This window comes from Flavobacterium sp. (genome assembly GCF_043778725.1).
Classification (GTDB): domain Bacteria; phylum Bacteroidota; class Bacteroidia; order Flavobacteriales; family Flavobacteriaceae; genus Flavobacterium.
In genome coordinates this window covers 39,459-54,663 of the sequence record NZ_JAYWFT010000178.1, presented here as the reverse complement: position 1 = coordinate 54,663, position 15,205 = coordinate 39,459, and the positions used below count along the sequence as shown (strand labels likewise).

Annotated in this window: 17 protein-coding genes and 1 pseudogene; 10 read left to right on the top strand and 8 right to left on the bottom strand. The window is 31.5% G+C overall.

Annotation, left to right across the window (positions count from 1 at the left end; genetic code table 11):
* Window positions 1-48 precede the first annotated feature (48 nt).
* Window positions 49-522, top strand: a complete 474-nt coding sequence (gene rlmH, locus ACH2CG_RS16265) for a 23S rRNA (pseudouridine(1915)-N(3))-methyltransferase RlmH (RefSeq protein WP_395067106.1) — start codon at window positions 49-51, stop codon at window positions 520-522.
* A gap of 126 nt (window positions 523-648) precedes the next feature.
* Here rlmH and ACH2CG_RS16260 read toward each other — a convergent pair whose 3' ends face one another.
* Together ACH2CG_RS16260 and folP are read right to left on the bottom strand one after the other, a co-directional pair.
* Window positions 649-1,269, bottom strand: a complete 621-nt coding sequence (locus tag ACH2CG_RS16260) for a hypothetical protein (protein ID WP_395067104.1) — start codon at window positions 1,267-1,269, stop codon at window positions 649-651.
* Window positions 1,266-2,087, bottom strand: a complete 822-nt coding sequence (gene folP / locus ACH2CG_RS16255; RefSeq protein WP_395067102.1) for a dihydropteroate synthase — start codon at window positions 2,085-2,087, stop codon at window positions 1,266-1,268. Before folP ends, ACH2CG_RS16260 begins: the two co-directional genes overlap by 4 nt.
* Before the next feature lie 113 nt (window positions 2,088-2,200).
* Here folP and ACH2CG_RS16250 point away from each other — a divergent pair, with 113 nt between their 5' ends.
* From ACH2CG_RS16250 to tpiA, 4 genes are all read left to right on the top strand, one after another.
* Window positions 2,201-2,743 carry a DUF1599 domain-containing protein gene (locus tag ACH2CG_RS16250; protein ID WP_395067100.1) on the top strand — a complete coding sequence of 181 codons (543 nt, stop codon included), beginning with the start codon at window positions 2,201-2,203 and terminating at the stop codon, window positions 2,741-2,743.
* A 55-nt stretch (window positions 2,744-2,798) separates the two neighbouring features.
* The gene (locus ACH2CG_RS16245; protein WP_395067098.1) at window positions 2,799-3,893 is read left to right on the top strand and encodes a MauE/DoxX family redox-associated membrane protein; all 1,095 of its coding nucleotides are present in this window, start codon (window positions 2,799-2,801) and stop codon (window positions 3,891-3,893) included.
* A 148-nt stretch (window positions 3,894-4,041) separates the two neighbouring features.
* Window positions 4,042-4,539 carry a TlpA family protein disulfide reductase gene (locus ACH2CG_RS16240; protein ID WP_395067096.1) on the top strand — a complete coding sequence of 166 codons (498 nt, stop codon included), beginning with the start codon at window positions 4,042-4,044 and terminating at the stop codon, window positions 4,537-4,539.
* A gap of 2 nt (window positions 4,540-4,541) precedes the next feature.
* The gene (gene tpiA, locus ACH2CG_RS16235; RefSeq protein ID WP_395067094.1) at window positions 4,542-5,294 is read left to right on the top strand and encodes a triose-phosphate isomerase; all 753 of its coding nucleotides are present in this window, start codon (window positions 4,542-4,544) and stop codon (window positions 5,292-5,294) included.
* A gap of 84 nt (window positions 5,295-5,378) precedes the next feature.
* Here the strand turns inward: tpiA and ACH2CG_RS16230 are convergent, their stop codons facing one another.
* Both ACH2CG_RS16230 and ACH2CG_RS16225 read right to left on the bottom strand, forming a co-directional pair.
* Window positions 5,379-6,791 carry an FAD-binding oxidoreductase gene (locus ACH2CG_RS16230; protein WP_395067092.1) on the bottom strand — a complete coding sequence of 471 codons (1,413 nt, stop codon included), beginning with the start codon at window positions 6,789-6,791 and terminating at the stop codon, window positions 5,379-5,381.
* 176 nt (window positions 6,792-6,967) lie between these two features.
* Window positions 6,968-7,873 carry an AEC family transporter gene (locus tag ACH2CG_RS16225; protein WP_395067090.1) on the bottom strand — a complete coding sequence of 302 codons (906 nt, stop codon included), beginning with the start codon at window positions 7,871-7,873 and terminating at the stop codon, window positions 6,968-6,970.
* Between the two features lie 115 nt (window positions 7,874-7,988).
* Between ACH2CG_RS16225 and ACH2CG_RS16220 the strand changes: the two genes are divergently transcribed.
* The 3 genes from ACH2CG_RS16220 to meaB all read left to right on the top strand — a co-directional run bounded on the left by ACH2CG_RS16220 (window position 7,989) and on the right by meaB (window position 10,285).
* Window positions 7,989-8,396, top strand: coding sequence for an Rrf2 family transcriptional regulator (locus ACH2CG_RS16220; protein WP_395067088.1), 408 nt, complete (start codon window positions 7,989-7,991; stop codon window positions 8,394-8,396).
* Between the two features lie 54 nt (window positions 8,397-8,450).
* The gene (locus tag ACH2CG_RS16215; RefSeq protein WP_395067086.1) at window positions 8,451-9,098 is read left to right on the top strand and encodes an NAD(P)-dependent oxidoreductase; all 648 of its coding nucleotides are present in this window, start codon (window positions 8,451-8,453) and stop codon (window positions 9,096-9,098) included.
* Between the two features lie 101 nt (window positions 9,099-9,199).
* Window positions 9,200-10,285 (top strand): methylmalonyl Co-A mutase-associated GTPase MeaB, encoded by a 1,086-nt coding sequence (gene meaB / locus ACH2CG_RS16210; RefSeq protein WP_395067084.1) that lies wholly within the window; start codon window positions 9,200-9,202, stop codon window positions 10,283-10,285.
* A 1-nt stretch (window position 10,286) separates the two neighbouring features.
* Here the strand turns inward: meaB and ACH2CG_RS16205 are convergent, their stop codons facing one another.
* The 3 genes and pseudogenes from ACH2CG_RS16205 to ACH2CG_RS16195 form a co-directional block, all read right to left on the bottom strand.
* Entirely contained in the window at window positions 10,287-10,514 is a 228-nt protein-coding gene (locus ACH2CG_RS16205; RefSeq protein WP_395067082.1) for a hypothetical protein, read from the bottom strand.
* A 48-nt stretch (window positions 10,515-10,562) separates the two neighbouring features.
* On the bottom strand, window positions 10,563-11,141 hold the full coding sequence (locus tag ACH2CG_RS16200) for a hypothetical protein (protein WP_395067080.1): 579 nt from the start codon (window positions 11,139-11,141) through the stop codon (window positions 10,563-10,565).
* A pseudogene (locus ACH2CG_RS16195) lies at window positions 11,128-12,532 on the bottom strand (MATE family efflux transporter). The gene ACH2CG_RS16200 and the pseudogene ACH2CG_RS16195 overlap by 14 nt, the downstream one beginning before the upstream one ends.
* A gap of 206 nt (window positions 12,533-12,738) precedes the next feature.
* On the opposite strand from ACH2CG_RS16195, the gene ACH2CG_RS16190 reads away from it, so the two are divergent.
* Window positions 12,739-13,263 (top strand): hypothetical protein, encoded by a 525-nt coding sequence (locus ACH2CG_RS16190; protein ID WP_395067078.1) that lies wholly within the window; start codon window positions 12,739-12,741, stop codon window positions 13,261-13,263.
* A gap of 66 nt (window positions 13,264-13,329) precedes the next feature.
* Here the strand turns inward: ACH2CG_RS16190 and ACH2CG_RS16185 are convergent, their stop codons facing one another.
* On the bottom strand, window positions 13,330-14,205 hold the full coding sequence (locus ACH2CG_RS16185) for a PPK2 family polyphosphate kinase (protein WP_395067076.1): 876 nt from the start codon (window positions 14,203-14,205) through the stop codon (window positions 13,330-13,332).
* A 131-nt stretch (window positions 14,206-14,336) separates the two neighbouring features.
* Between ACH2CG_RS16185 and ACH2CG_RS16180 the strand changes: the two genes are divergently transcribed.
* Entirely contained in the window at window positions 14,337-15,182 is an 846-nt protein-coding gene (locus ACH2CG_RS16180) for a DUF6929 family protein (protein ID WP_395067074.1), read from the top strand.
* Window positions 15,183-15,205 lie beyond the last annotated feature (23 nt).

The following is a 15,205-nucleotide window of genomic DNA, read 5'->3' as shown; positions in this document are numbered from 1 at the left end:
AGAAAATAGAAATCAATTTGTAAATTTGCCTCATTATATAAACTAAAAATGAACATTCGACTTCTAGCTATTGGTAAAACCGATAATAAATCGTTACAAATATTAATTGATGATTACACAAAACGATTGTCCTTTTATATAAAATTTGATTTGGAACTAATTCCAGATATTAAAAATGTAAAAAACTTATCGGAAGCGCAACAAAAAGAAAAAGAAGGCGAATTAATTTTATCAAAGTTATCGCCAACCGATCAATTGATTTTATTGGACGAAAACGGAAGTACTTTTTCGAGCGTAGGATTTTCGGATTATCTTCAAAAGAAAATGAATGCAGGCATCAAAACATTGGTTTTTGTAATTGGCGGACCTTATGGTTTTAGCGAAGAAGTTTATAAAAAATCACAAGGCAAAATTTCACTTTCGGCAATGACTTTTTCGCATCAAATGGTACGATTGTTTGTAATTGAACAATTGTATCGTGGGTTTACTATTTTAAGAAACGAACCTTATCATCATCAATAGAAGGTACGAGGTTGGAAATACGAAGTATGAGGTTGGAAATACGAGGTACGAGGTTGGAAATACGAGGTACGAGGTTGGAAATACGAAGTACGAAGTTTGGAATACCAATTATGAAGTTTGGAAGTTTTAGTAGATAAATTCTTCTGGTTGTATTACTTCAATTTCTAAACTTCTAATTGAAATTATATTTTTAATGTATCTATCATATGTATCATTTTTATCAAAACAAAAGTTGATAGTATGAAGTTTTACTTCTGACATTTTATTAAGATAATCTTCCAAAGAATCTCTTTTTACTTCAATATTATCTACCAGAATTTTATTGTTTTTAGAAAAATAAACAATTGTGCCTGATTTTGGCTTTCCAATAACATATTTCACTTTTGTAAACGGTAAAAAAGCCATAGTTTTCTTCACATCATTAGCATACGAAAAATAGTTTTCGGCAGCTTCGTTTTTGTGCATGCTTTTATCTTTTTTGGCTTGTAACTTTATTATTTCTGGAACAATCAATTTAAGTGGTAAACGCTTATCAATATTGAAAATCCAATTGGTTGATACTATCGAATTTTTTCTGTTTACATCGGCAATAGTATCTTTTCCTTCCACTTTGAAAAATATGTAAATTGGTGAATGTTCTTGCACATCGGCAATTATTGTTGAAGCAGCTTTTGGGAGTTCAATTTCTTTTTTGCCTTCGCAAGAAAATAAAACTAAAGCTAGTAGGAATCCTAAATATTTTTTCATGTTAATTGATTGTATAATTTCACACATTCTACGGCTTCTTTTACATCGTGAACACGCAAGATTTTTGCGCCTTTAAGTAATGAAATAGTATTCAATGAAGTAGTTCCGTTTAATGCAAATTCAGCTGTTGTTTCTAAAGTTTTATATATCATTGATTTTCTTGAAACTCCAGCAAGTAATGGCAATTCCAACATTTGAAATAACTCAAATTTACTTAAAACTTCAAAATTTTGTTCCAAAGTTTTTGCAAAGCCAAATCCTGGATCGATGATTAAATCGTTAATTCCTAAACTTCTTGCATGTGCTACTTTTTCTGAAAAATAAAACACCATTTCTTTTACAATATTTTCATACTGTGCGAGCGTTTGCATGGTTTGTGGCGTTCCTTTCATGTGCATCATAATATAAGTAACTTGCAGTTGTGCAATTGTTTGCAACATTTTATCATCTAAATTTCCTGCCGAAATATCATTGATTATTGCTGCTCCATTTTCGATAGTTTCTTTGGCTACTTTACTTCTAAAAGTATCTATTGAAATAATTGCTTCTGGAAATTCTTGAACTACTTTTTGAACCACAGGAAGTAGTCGTTGTAATTCTTCCTCTTCCGAAACAAATTCGGCACTTGGTTTGCTTGAATAACCACCAATATCTATGAAGGTTGCTCCATCTAAAAGCATTTTTTCAACCTGTATTAAAATTGCTTTTTCATCAGAATGTTTTCCTCCATCAAAAAAAGAATTGGGCGTTACATTAAGTATACCCATCACTTTAGGCGAAGATAAATCGATAAGTTTTCCGTTGCAATTGATTGTCATAATTTAGCTTTAAGCTTTAGGCAATATCCTTTAAGCGAAACCAGCATAAGGCTTATTGCTTATTGCTTATTTTTTATTTACTTTTGAAAAAAATTCATACAAAGATACCATTAATGAAGAATACTTCACAAGAATACGACAAAGTAATTGGCATTTGCCGTGATTTATTTAGTAAAAAAATGACCGATTATGGAAGTGCATGGCGCATTTTACGTTTGCCATCGCTAACCGATCAAATTTTTATTAAAGCGCAACGCATTAGAAGTTTGCAAGAAAATGAAGTTAGAAAAGTTGACGAAGACGAAACTGGCGAATTTATAGGAATCATCAATTATTGTATTATGGCATTGATTCAGTTGGAGTTAGGCGTTGTTGATCAACCTGATTTGAATACAGAACAAGCTGTGAAATTTTATGATGAAAAAATTGCAGTAACCAAAGAATTAATGGAAAACAAAAACCATGATTATGGTGAAGCTTGGCGCGAAATGCGTGTAAGTTCGTTAACCGATTTAATTCTTCAAAAGTTACTTCGTGTAAAACAAATTGAAGATAATAAAGGAAAAACATTAGTGTCTGAAGGTATTGATGCTAATTATCAAGACATGATAAACTATTCGGTTTTTGCCCTAATATTGATGAAATTCGGACAATAACAATTCGTTAACAACTCACTACAAAAAGCCTTTTTACATTTGTAAAAACAAAAATATGGAATCTAAAAAAAACTATATCGGTTGGACAATTAGAATAATAATTTCTTTCTTATTTATTATTTCTGCTATTGCCAAAATGTATCCGTCGCCTTATTTTGCTATTTCAACTTTTGAAGTGAAACAACTTTATACATTAGGTTTTTCTGAACATATAGCGCCTTATTTTTCAAGAACACTTATTGGCATTGAGCTTGCATTAGGCTTTTTATTATTGCAAAACAATTGGTTAAAACGCTTTATAATACCAATGACTATTTTGCTTTTGGCAGTTTTTGTTGGCCATTTAACTTATGTTACTTTTTTAAGTGGCGGAAATTCTGGAAACTGTGGTTGTTTTGGTGAGTTGCTTCCAATGACACCTATTGAGGCTATTATCAAAAATATTGTAGCAATCGGATTGCTTGGTTATTTGTATTATTTGCTTCCAAAAGAAACTCAAAAACACAATTTTTGGATTTTAACAACCGTACTTTTTGCTACAATTTTAGGAATTTATATGATTGCTCCAATTCAGCCAGCAGCAGCAAATTTTGTAAATGCTCCAATTGAAGAAATCCAACAAGATACTATTACTGAAGCTACCACTTCTATTGACACCATAAAATCTGAAACTCCAGTTATTGAAGTCAAAAAAGATTCTATCAAAAAAGTTAAAGTTGAAGCAGAAAATCCAAACGAACCTAAAAAAATAAAATCGGGTAATGCCGCATTTTTTCCAAGTATTGATAAAGGTAAAAAACTACTTTGTTTTTTTGTTCCTGGTTGCGATCATTGTAGATTAGCTGCAAAAGAATTGACCGAAATGAGAAAAAAAGATGCAAGTTTACCACCACTTTCTATCATTTTCATGAACGAAGAAGCCGATTTGATTCCAGCGTTTTTCAAAGAAGCTGGCGCAACTTATCCTTATAAAATTATTGAAATTATTCCGTTTTGGACAACTCTTGGAAGCGGAAAAGATACGCCAGGAGTAAAATATTTATGGAATGGAAACGAAATAAAATACTATTGGGGAATTGATGGTAATAAATTTAATGGAGAAGATTTAAATGTTTATTTGCATAAATCTTATGAAGATTTGAAAAAATAATTGCTTGATTAAAAATAGTTAATTCATTTTTATCATTAAAATAGATTTACATTTAAACACTAAAAAAATCATAATTTCAACTTAAAAACTCATTTTATATGTAAAACAAAGATGTGCTTTGTTTAACTTTGTTAAAAAAAATAAATTTATGAAAAAAATAATAATGTTATTTGCAGTAATCATGGCTTCTATATCTTGCAGCAATGCACAAAAAAAAGAATTTTCTAAAGAAGCACTTGAAGGAAAATTGACAACTATAGAAGGTAGCGAAATTAGCTTTAAAGAAGTTCTTGAAAAGTACAAAGGAAAAACTATTGTTGTAGAAATTTGGGCTTCATGGTGCGGCGATTGTGTAAAAGCAATGCCAAAAGTAAAAGAGCTACAAGCAGCAAATCCTGATGTTGTTTATGTTTTTATTTCTATGGATAAAGCAATGGACAAATGGAAAACTGGTATAGAAAAACACGAATTAAAAGGAGATCATTATTGGGTAAATGATGAGAAAGGAATGAAAGGTGCTTTTGGAAAATCTATAGATTTAGATTGGATTCCAAGATATATTGTAGTTGACAAAAAAGGAAAAGTAGCACTTTACAGAGCCATTGAAACTGATTTTGAAAAAATAGATAAAGAATTAAAACGATAAATATGAGAACAAAGATTGTTGCAGGTAACTGGAAAATGAATAAAAACAGTGAAGAAACAGAAGATTTATTAAACGATTTAATAGATAAATTGCCAGAAGACAAGGATGTTCAAGTAATTGTAGCTCCTACTTTTGTAAATTTAGCTTCTGCAGTTGATCACTTAGAGTTTACAAAAATTACAGTTGCAGCACAAAACATGCATCAATCAGAAAGTGGTGCTTACACTGGAGAAATTTCGGCTGATATGTTAAAAAGTATTGGTGTAAATACAGTAATCTTGGGACACTCGGAGCGTCGTGCTATTTTTAAAGAAACAGATGCAATCATTGCTAATAAAGTTGACACTGCTTTAAAGCATGATATGACCGTTATTTTTTGCTTTGGTGAAGAATTAAAAGACCGTCAAAATGAGCAACACTTTAATGTAGTTGAAAACCAATTGCGCGATGGATTATTTCATTTAGATAAACAAGCTTGGGAAGATATTATTTTGGCTTACGAGCCAGTTTGGGCAATTGGAACAGGAGAAACTGCTAGTCCTGACCAAGCACAAGAAATGCATGCTTTTATTAGAGAAACAGTAAGACATACCTACGGAAGTGACGTTGCCGAAGATGTTTCTATCCTTTATGGAGGAAGTGTAAAGCCAGATAACGCAAAAGAAATATTTGGAAAACCAGATGTTGATGGCGGATTAATTGGTGGTGCTGCGCTAAAAGCAGATGATTTTGTAGCCATAATAAACGGAATATAAATTTCTGATTTAAATAATAAAATCCCCAATTGTAAAAACAGTTAGGGATTTTTTTTAGTAAATAAAAAGTTATAAAACATAAAATTATAATTCATCTGGGAAAATTTTTCCTGGATTTAGAATATTGTTGGGATCAAAAACATATTTAATACGTTCCATCAATTCTAAATGTACTTTTGAAAAAGCTATATTCATAAAGTTTTTCTGCACAAACCCTATTCCATGTTCACCAGAGAGCGTTCCTTTTAAAGCAACTGTTAATTCAAATATTTCACGAATTCCTTTTGGTACTTCACGTTCCCAATTGTCATCACTCATTTCTCCTTTTATAATATTTACATGAAGATTTCCATCGCCTGCATGTCCATAACAAATTGATTTAAAACCATATTTAGAACCAATTTTTTTAATACCATTTAGTAATTCTGGCAAAACATATCTTGGTACAACCGTATCTTCTTCTTTATAAATTGAGTTAGATTTTACTGCTTCGGCAACCGAACGTCTCATTTTCCATAAAGCATTTTTTTGATCATCGGTATCAGCAAATAAAACCTCATCAATTTCAAATTGCTCAATAACTGACATTATTTTCTCGGCTTCAAGCATCAAAATTTCAGGATAATTTCCATCAACTTCAATTAGTAAATGCGCTTGCACTTTGTCATTAACATTGATATTGATGTTGTCATTGTACTTTAAAGTCCAATCTATAGCATCACGTTCCATAAACTCTAAAGCACTTGGAATAATTCCAGCTCTAAAAATAGCAGAAACAGCTTCGCAAGCCTGACTGGCTTTATAAAACGGAACCAACATTAAAACATTATGTGTGTTTATTGGCAAAAGTTTTAAAACTACTTTGGTAATTACACCCAATGTACCTTCGCTACCAACCATTAATTGTGTCAAATTATAACCTGTTGAATTTTTTAAGGTATTGGCACCAGTCCAAATAATCTCACCATTGGGTAAAACCACTTCTAAATTCAATACATAATCTTTGGTAACACCATATTTTACAGCTCTTGCACCACCAGAATTTTCGGCTACATTACCTCCAATCCAGCAACTTCCTTGACTGCTTGGATCTACTGGATAAAACAATCCTTTATCGGCAACAGCTTCTCTCAAGACTTGAGTAATAACTGCTGGTTCAACAGTTACTTGAAGATTTTGCTCGTCAATGTCTAAAATTTTATTGAGCCGTTCCAATGAAAGTCCGATACCTTGATAAATACTTAATGCACCACCACTCAAACCTGTCCTTGCTCCTATTGGTGTCGTGGGAATTTTAAACTCATTGGCAACTTTTAAAATTTCGGAAATTTCTAAAGCATTTGCTGGTTTTAAAACTACGCTTGGAGGAAAAACATAATCCTCAGTTTCGTCATGACCATAATGATTTCTTGTTTCTTGGTCTAAAAAAATAAACGACTGTCCAACTATTTTTTCTAGTTGAGCAATCGCTTCATGTGATATTTGATTTTGTGACATAGCTTTTTGAAATAGATTTAGTTTTAAAACTATGCTTCAAAAATACTATTTATTTGGTTGCGGATTCATTCTTAAACACTTTTTATTAATTGAAATTAAAATAGTATTACAAACTTAAAACTTACTACCAAATTAAAATAATTCATTCTAAAAAAATAAATAGAAAGGTTTAGAAATTATTTAAGAATAAAATACCAAATTGTTGTAGTTATTAATGAAACTGGAATTCCAATACCAACCATCATGCTACTCAATTTAGGTTTTAATCCATAATTACTTGCTAAAATTGCACCTGTAATCATTGGTGCCATTGCCGATTCCATTATAGAAACATCAATATTTAAACCTTTTGCTCCTAAAATTATTCTGTAAAACAAGAAGAAAAAAGCTGGCATTAAAAATAACTTAAAAAATAATCCTAAAGTTAAAAAAGACCAATGCCTACTCTTGGTGTCAATTTTTAATTGCAAGCCAACAGCAACAAGTGCAACTGGTGTTACTGTATTTCCTATTCGTAAGAAAGCATTTTGTAACGCATTTGGAAATTGAAAAGAAGAAAAAGTGCACAACAAAGCTATTGCAAAAGCAATAAAAGGTGGAAATTTTATAATTTTCATAGCAATTTCGGAAACACTTAAATTACCTCTCGAAAAACTTGCAGCAACCAAAATTCCTAATGTTGTCACCACTACAAACGAACCTGGTTGATCAACTATAATTGCGGTTTTCAATCCTTCCGAACCATATAATGCTTCAATAATTGGAAATCCTACAAAAGAAGTATTTCCCAATCCGCTAGTTAAAACCAAGCATCCAATTAATTTTTTAGACCATTTTAAATAACTACCTAAAGCATAAAAAAATATAAAAGACAAACCAAAACCAAGCCAAGCAATTCCAATCGGATACAATAATGAAAGTGATAATGTAATTTTAGGAATGTAATACAATGCCAATGCTGGTAGTGAAACATAAATTACATATTGGTTTAAACTCTGATGTGCATTTACAGGAAATTGCTTTACTTTTTGCAATAAAACACCCAAAAGTAAACACAGAAATAAAAGAATTATATTTTCCATACCATAAAAATAGAGTACAAAAATACCGCTATAAACTTTCAAAGATAACTTTTAACATATTTTTTTATGTTTGAATTAAAAAACATTATAAATTTGTAATATATTTTATTACAGTATGATTTCAGGTAAATTTGCTATTACAACTCACATTCTAACCTTGCTTTCTAAATTTCCTGGAGAATTTTTATCTTCAGAATTTATTGCGAGTAGTATGAATTTACATCCGGTTTTGGTAAGAAAAGAAATAGCAAACTTGAAAAAAAAATTTATTGTAGAAAGTAAAGAAGGAAAAAATGGAGGAACAAGATTGTTAAAATCACCATCAGAAATATCGCTAGATGACATTTTTAAATTGACTTTTGACGAAGTAACATTGGGGTATTCAAAGAATGAACCCAATCCAAAATGTCCTGTTGGGAAACAAATGAATGCTAATTTAGAAGCACTTTATAAAGATGTGAATTCTACTATTAGTAAGCAATTGCAAGCTATTACATTGGAAGATTTTTCAAATAAATTCTAACTATTTTTTTAAATTAAACTGTAACATTTTTTATTACTTTTAAATATTTATATTATGAAAATTGCAATTATTGGCGCCACTGGATTTGTTGGCACAAACATTTTGAATGAATTATCAAATCGTAATCACGAAATTACTGCGATTGCTAGAAATCCGAAAGACCAAGTAAAATCTAACATCAATTGGGTAAAAGCCGACATTAATAATGTTGAAGAATTATCTAAAATTCTATCAGGAAATGATGTTGTTATTAGCGCTTTCAATCCGGGTTGGACAAACCCAAACATCTATGAGGAATTTTTAGCTGGCGCAAAGAAAATTCAAGAAGCTGTAAAACTTTCTGGCGTAAAAAGATACATCACTATTGGTGGTGGTGGAAGTTTATTCGTAGCTCCAAATTTACAAGCTGTTGATACGCCAGATTTTCCAAAAGAAATTTATCCTGGTGCATCCGCAGCTAGAGATTATCTAAACCTTATTAAAGAAGAAAAAGAATTGGATTGGGCATTTTTCAGTCCGGCGTTTGAAATGCATCAAGGAATTACAACTGGAAGAACAGGAAAATACAGATTGGGGTTAGAAAATCCAGTATTTGATGAAAATCAAAGAAGTATTCTTTCTGGAGAAGATTTGGCAGTAGTTATTGCCGATGAAGCTGAAAATCCGAAACACCACCAAGTGCGATTTACAGCGGCTTACTAATTATTGAAAAAATAATTATTGAAAATGTTCAGTAATCAGTACACAAAGAAGTATTGAAAACTGAACATTTTTATTTAATTTTACTACATCAAATTGTAAAAGTGAAGCCATCCAAAATTTCAATTTCTGCACTTCATGAAAAAGAAGGTATTGAACAACCTGATATTTTCAGTAAAACTTCTGTGGAACAAATTGTTCTTAAACGAAAAATTCAACCGTCTGCAAATGATTTAATTACAAGAATATTAAACCAAGACAAAGTTGCTTTGAGCCGAGCAATAACTTTGGTAGAAAGTACTAATCCAGATCATTTATCTAAAGCTAGTGAAGTTATAAATGGTTGTTTACCGTTTGCAAATAAATCTATTAGAATAGGAATTACTGGTGTTCCAGGCGTTGGAAAAAGTACGTTTATTGAAGCATTTGGTAAGCACTTAACTTCTTTAGGTAAAAAAGTTGCTGTTTTAGCTGTTGATCCAAGCAGTACTATTTCTCACGGAAGTATTCTTGGTGATAAAACTAGAATGGAAGAATTGGTAAAAGACGAAAATGCCTTTATTAGACCATCAGCATCTGGTGAAACTCTTGGTGGCGTTGCAAGAAAAACGCGAGAAACAATAATACTTTGCGAGGCTTGCGGATTTGACACCATTATTATAGAAACGGTTGGCGTTGGGCAAAGCGAAACTGCCGTTCACAGTATGGTAGATTTCTTTTTATTGCTTAAAATTTCTGGTGCTGGCGATGAATTGCAAGGCATAAAACGAGGCATTATGGAAATGGCAGATGCAATAGTAATTAATAAAGCTGATGGCGATAACATCAATAAAGCTAAATTAGCCAAAACCGAATTTAACCGAGCGTTGCATTTATTTCCTGCTAAAAAATCGGGTTGGATTCCTACTGCTTTTACTTGTAGTTCTTATACTAAAGAAGGAATAGACGATGTTTGGAAAACAATTTCAGATTATTTAGAATTGGTTAAAAGCAACCATTATTTTGAAGAAAAAAGAAAAGATCAAAACCAATTTTGGATGATGGAAACCATCAATGAACAATTGAAAAATAATTTCTACAATCATCCTGAAATTATAAAGCAATTGGAAACAAACAAAAAAGCAGTGCAAAACGATGAAATTTCACCTTTTGCAGCTGCTATGAATTTGTTAGGAAACTATTTTAAATAAATTATTCTTCGTAAAGTTTTATTTCTTTGTCATAAAATTCTCCAGCGATGGTAATTAAATGTTCCATTTCTGCTTCTAGTTCGGTTTCATCTTCACCTTCTAGGTCTTCTAGAAACTCAACTTCATCGTCTTTTAGGTTGATTATAAATCTAGGAAAGTCTAAATGGATAATAAAAATATCATCTGGAAAATCAGAATTGTCTGCTAGAACGAATTTTGGTAATTGCATAGTTTTTTTGTTTTTACCACTTATTAAGCAGCAATTTTTATTTAATTATTAAACTTTAATATGACCCCAATTTTCACCGGTTCTTATTCGGTATAATTGTTGGGTTGTAATATTGAATTGCTTGGCAATCATTACCAAACGTGTTTTATTGTCTGGTCTTTGCAGCATTTTTTTAATTCTAATAACTTGGGTCGACGTTAATTTACGACCATCGGCTTTGATATTTATTTCAATAATTTTTGCTTTTCCAGCAATAACTAAAGGATTTTTAGAATGGTGTTCGGTTAATTCTTTTTGATTGGCCCATTTTAAATTTTCTAATCTGTCGTTTACCTTATCAAAATCTAGATGTAAAACAAAATTTCTATCGTCACCATCTTTTGCAAGAAAATATTCGGCAACCAGTCTATAGAATAAAAAATGTTTACATTTTCGTTTGCCATCAACATTTACATTGTATTTAAAAACCTTGTATCCTTCAACCATTCCGCCTCTAAGTTCGTTTCCTTCCTTAAAGTTTTCTTTATAACTTATCAATCTTCCTTGATTGGAAATTGCATAGTTTAACTGCAAAGATTCATCAATACGTATTTGTTTAAACTCTTCGCCTCTATTAAATTGTATCATTGTGAGTTCTATTTGTTCTATTATTCAAAATTAATGATTTTGTAATGAAATGAAAGCGAATATACAAAAATAATGCTGCTGCTGATAATCCTGCGAGTAATCCTATCCAAACACCCACAGCTTTTAGTGCTGTATATTCGCCAAGATAATAAGAAATGGGAAATCCAATAATCCAATAGGCTACAAAAGTTATGTACATTGGAATTTTAACGTCTTGCAATCCGCGCAAAGCACCAAGAACAACGACTTGAATACCGTCAGAGATTTGAAAAACTGCTGCAACCAACAATAATTTTCCAGCAATTATAACGACTTCTTTATTGTCTAATAGTTGTGCTTCATTGTTCATGTCTAAAAATAATGGTGGTACTATTTGATGTAAAACAACAAACAAGACAGCAAACACTATTTCGATTATAATGGCTAATAAAAAGATAGATCGAGCAACTACAACCAATTGTTTATAATCGTTTAATCCTTTTTGGTGGCTTATTCTAATCATTGAAACAACACTCAATCCCATGGCAAACATAAAAGTCATTGATGCCAAGCTAAGAGCAATTTGATTGGCTGCTTGACTGGTTTTTCCTATGTTTCCGCAAAGCCAAATTGCAGCTGTAAACAATACTACTTCGAACAGCATTTGCATTGCAGAGGGAAATCCTAAGTTAACAATTTTTTTAATTGTGGCTTTTTTAATTTCATCAAAACTAAAATTCTTGAAATATGGTCGCAACTTTTTATGATTAATTAGAATAAAATGCATAAAAATTACCATTGCAATTCTTGAAATTACAGTTCCCAATCCGGCTCCAAGAATTCCCATTTTAGGAAAAATCCAAAAACCATAAATTAAACAATAGTTTATTATTACATGAAGAATATTTGCCATGATTATAGCATACATAGAGTATTTAGTCATAGAAAGTCCATCGGCAAACTGTTTGTAAACCTTGATAAATAATTAAAGGTACAAGTGAAAAAGCAACCCAGTCTAAATAGGGTTTTGCTAGCGAGATTACTTCTTGTGGCTGGTGAAGCAATTCCATTATAGGCTTAGCAAGCACCACGGCTAGAAACAATAGAAAGCCAAGAATAATACACAAAAACAAACCATGGTGAAAAGCCGAACGAATTTTATCGTTATCAGCCTCAGCATCTGCTTCTGCAACTATTGGTGTTAGTGCAGTAGAAAACCCAATTCCTATAGACATTGCGATAAATATAATACTGTTTCCAAGTGATACAGCTGCAAGTTCAGTAGAACCCAGTTTTCCTACCATGATATTATCTACAATTCCTATCAATGTATGACCAAGCATGCCTAGAATTACTGGATATGCCAATTGTAGATTGTATTGAAACTCCTTAGTATATTGTGATAAATTCAATTTTTCTTTTTTTAAGTTAACAAAGATAATTAGAACCTTTAGATTGCCTTGCAATTATTAAATAATTATCGATTTTTTTTTAAGATCTATAATTATGTAACAATTATCAAAAAAACTATAACATCGCCAATTCATTGACCTTCTATCTTTGTAAAAGTTATTTGAAAGGAAAAATAACGATCAATATTAATTTAAAAAAACTAATTATGTCTAGTACAAAAAAAATCAAATTTGCAATCGCATTACTTGTTGTATCATTTTTTTCAACAACCGCAATTGCACAAGAAGTAAAAACGCAAGATAAAAACACTAATTATGACCAAGGATTTAAACTAGGATTTGGAATAAATGGTGGATTACCAACAGACAATGCCTACGATTTCTCTCTTGGTGCCGATGTAAGACTTCAATATGATTTATCTCAAAGAACATCTGTAACATTAACAACTGGTTTTACCAATTTATTTATTGGTGACAATGCTAAAGATTTAGGATTTATTCCAGCAAAAGCAGGATTCAAAGCCTTTGTGTGGGAAAACAGATTTTATGTTCTTGGTGAGGTTGGAGCTGGATTTGCAGTTACAAACGGATACAATGACACCACTTTTTTATGGGCACCGGGAGTTGGCTATGCCAATAAATATTTTGACGTAAGTTTACGCTACGAAGATTATGACAAGTTTAAAACCAACCAAGTTGCATTGCGATTGGCTTACGGCTTTAAACTATAACAATAGAGGTTAAATAAATTGGTTAAAAAGGCACAAAAGAGTAAAATCTTCTTGTGCCTTTTTTAATTATCCTTTTAACTGTTGCCTGTATACATCAAGATTAGCCTTTACCTTTTCATCCAATTCGGGTTCTTTTATATCCGTTAATTTTTGAATTTCTTCCCATATTATTTTAGCAACAATATAACGAGACATTTCTTTATCATCGGCCGGAATTACATACCACGGTGCATTTTCTGTAGAAGTTTTTTCAATTGCCTCTTCATAATACTTCATGTATTCATCCCAATGCTCACGCTCTTTTAAATCGCCAACAGAAAATTTCCAGTTGTCCTCACCATTTTCCAATCTATTCAGCAACCGCTTGCGTTGCTCCTCTTTACTCATGTGCAAATAAAATTTTAAAACAATTGTGCCATTAGCCACAATATGCTTCTCAAAGTTATTTATTTGCTCAAATCTTTTCTCCCAAAAATCTGGTGTAATATCCTCTACTTTAGTTATTGCTGGTAGATTCTCGAACAAAATATATTCAGGATGAACACGCGTAACAAGCACGTTTTCATAATGCGTTCTATTAAAAACACCAAACTTTCCTTTCTCTGGCAAAGCCAAATAATGACGCCATAAATAATCGTGCTCCAACTCACTAGAATTTGGAGTTTTAAAACTATGCACCACAACACCACGCGTATTAAATTCCTTAAAAACCTCTCTAATCAAGCTGTCTTTACCGCTAGTATCCATGCCTTGCAAACAAATTAAAAAAGCATATTTATTATGAGCATACATCTCATCTTGCTTTTTACTCAGTTTTTTTTGCACCTTTAGTAACTTCTTCTCCTTTGTTTCATCATCAGCCTTAACGTCCAACAATGTCTTGATTTTAGACAAATTAATGCTTCCAATCACTTTAAAATCATCTGGATTAATTGAGTTCATAGTAAATATTTTATATTTGTAAAAATAATAATTTGAAGCTATTTCCAGCTATTCGTTGCAATCTTTTCCTTTTTAAAGAAAAAAGAAAAAGGATTTTCACTACTATCTGGGCTAAACTTACCTGCTAACTTATGGAAAAATTTCAACTTTCGCTACTCTTTAAAATCATCGGTCTTGGCTCGGCATCAGGATTAATATACAACGACAATACAATAATAGCCATTGGCGACAACAGCTCTTACCTATATGAATATCAACTTCAAACCAATACACTAGAACGTCACGCCTTGGCAGAAAATGCGCAAGAAAATAGTCCTAAAAAATTAAAACCCGATTTTGAAGCCATAACCCAATACCAAGACAGTCTCTACATTTTTGGTTCAGGATCTACAGAAAATCGTAATGTGATGGTTCAAGTTAATGCCAAAACTAAAACTGTAATTGCTAGCAACGATTTGTCCAATTTGTATCTTGCCATGCAATCATTTGGCGAAATAAAGCCAGAAGATTTCAATCTAGAAGGCGCAATTTTTAACGGCGAAACCTGGTTTCTATTCAATAGAGGAAACGGAAAAACCAATAAAAATATAGTTTTTACCATTGATGCAAAAAATTTAACCAACGAATTCAGAATTTTATCCAACGCATTCAAACTTCCCAAAATAAAAGGAATTCGCACCAGTTTTACCGATGCAATTCTTGTTGACGATAAAATATATTTCCTTGCAACTGCCGAAAAAACAGAATCTACCTATGATGATGGTGAAATTCTAGGAAGTATTATTGGCAGAATTGATGTTACAAAAATGAAAATCGATTTCACTCAGAAAATTACCGACACCCATAAATTTGAAGGAATAACACTTTTCAAAAAATCAGAAAAAGAAATAGAATTCCTTTTGTGTGAAGATAATGATACCGAAATTCTAGAATCGAATATATTTAAGTTGAAATTAGATTTAGAAATTAAGAATTAGGATATAAATAAAGCTTCTTTCTA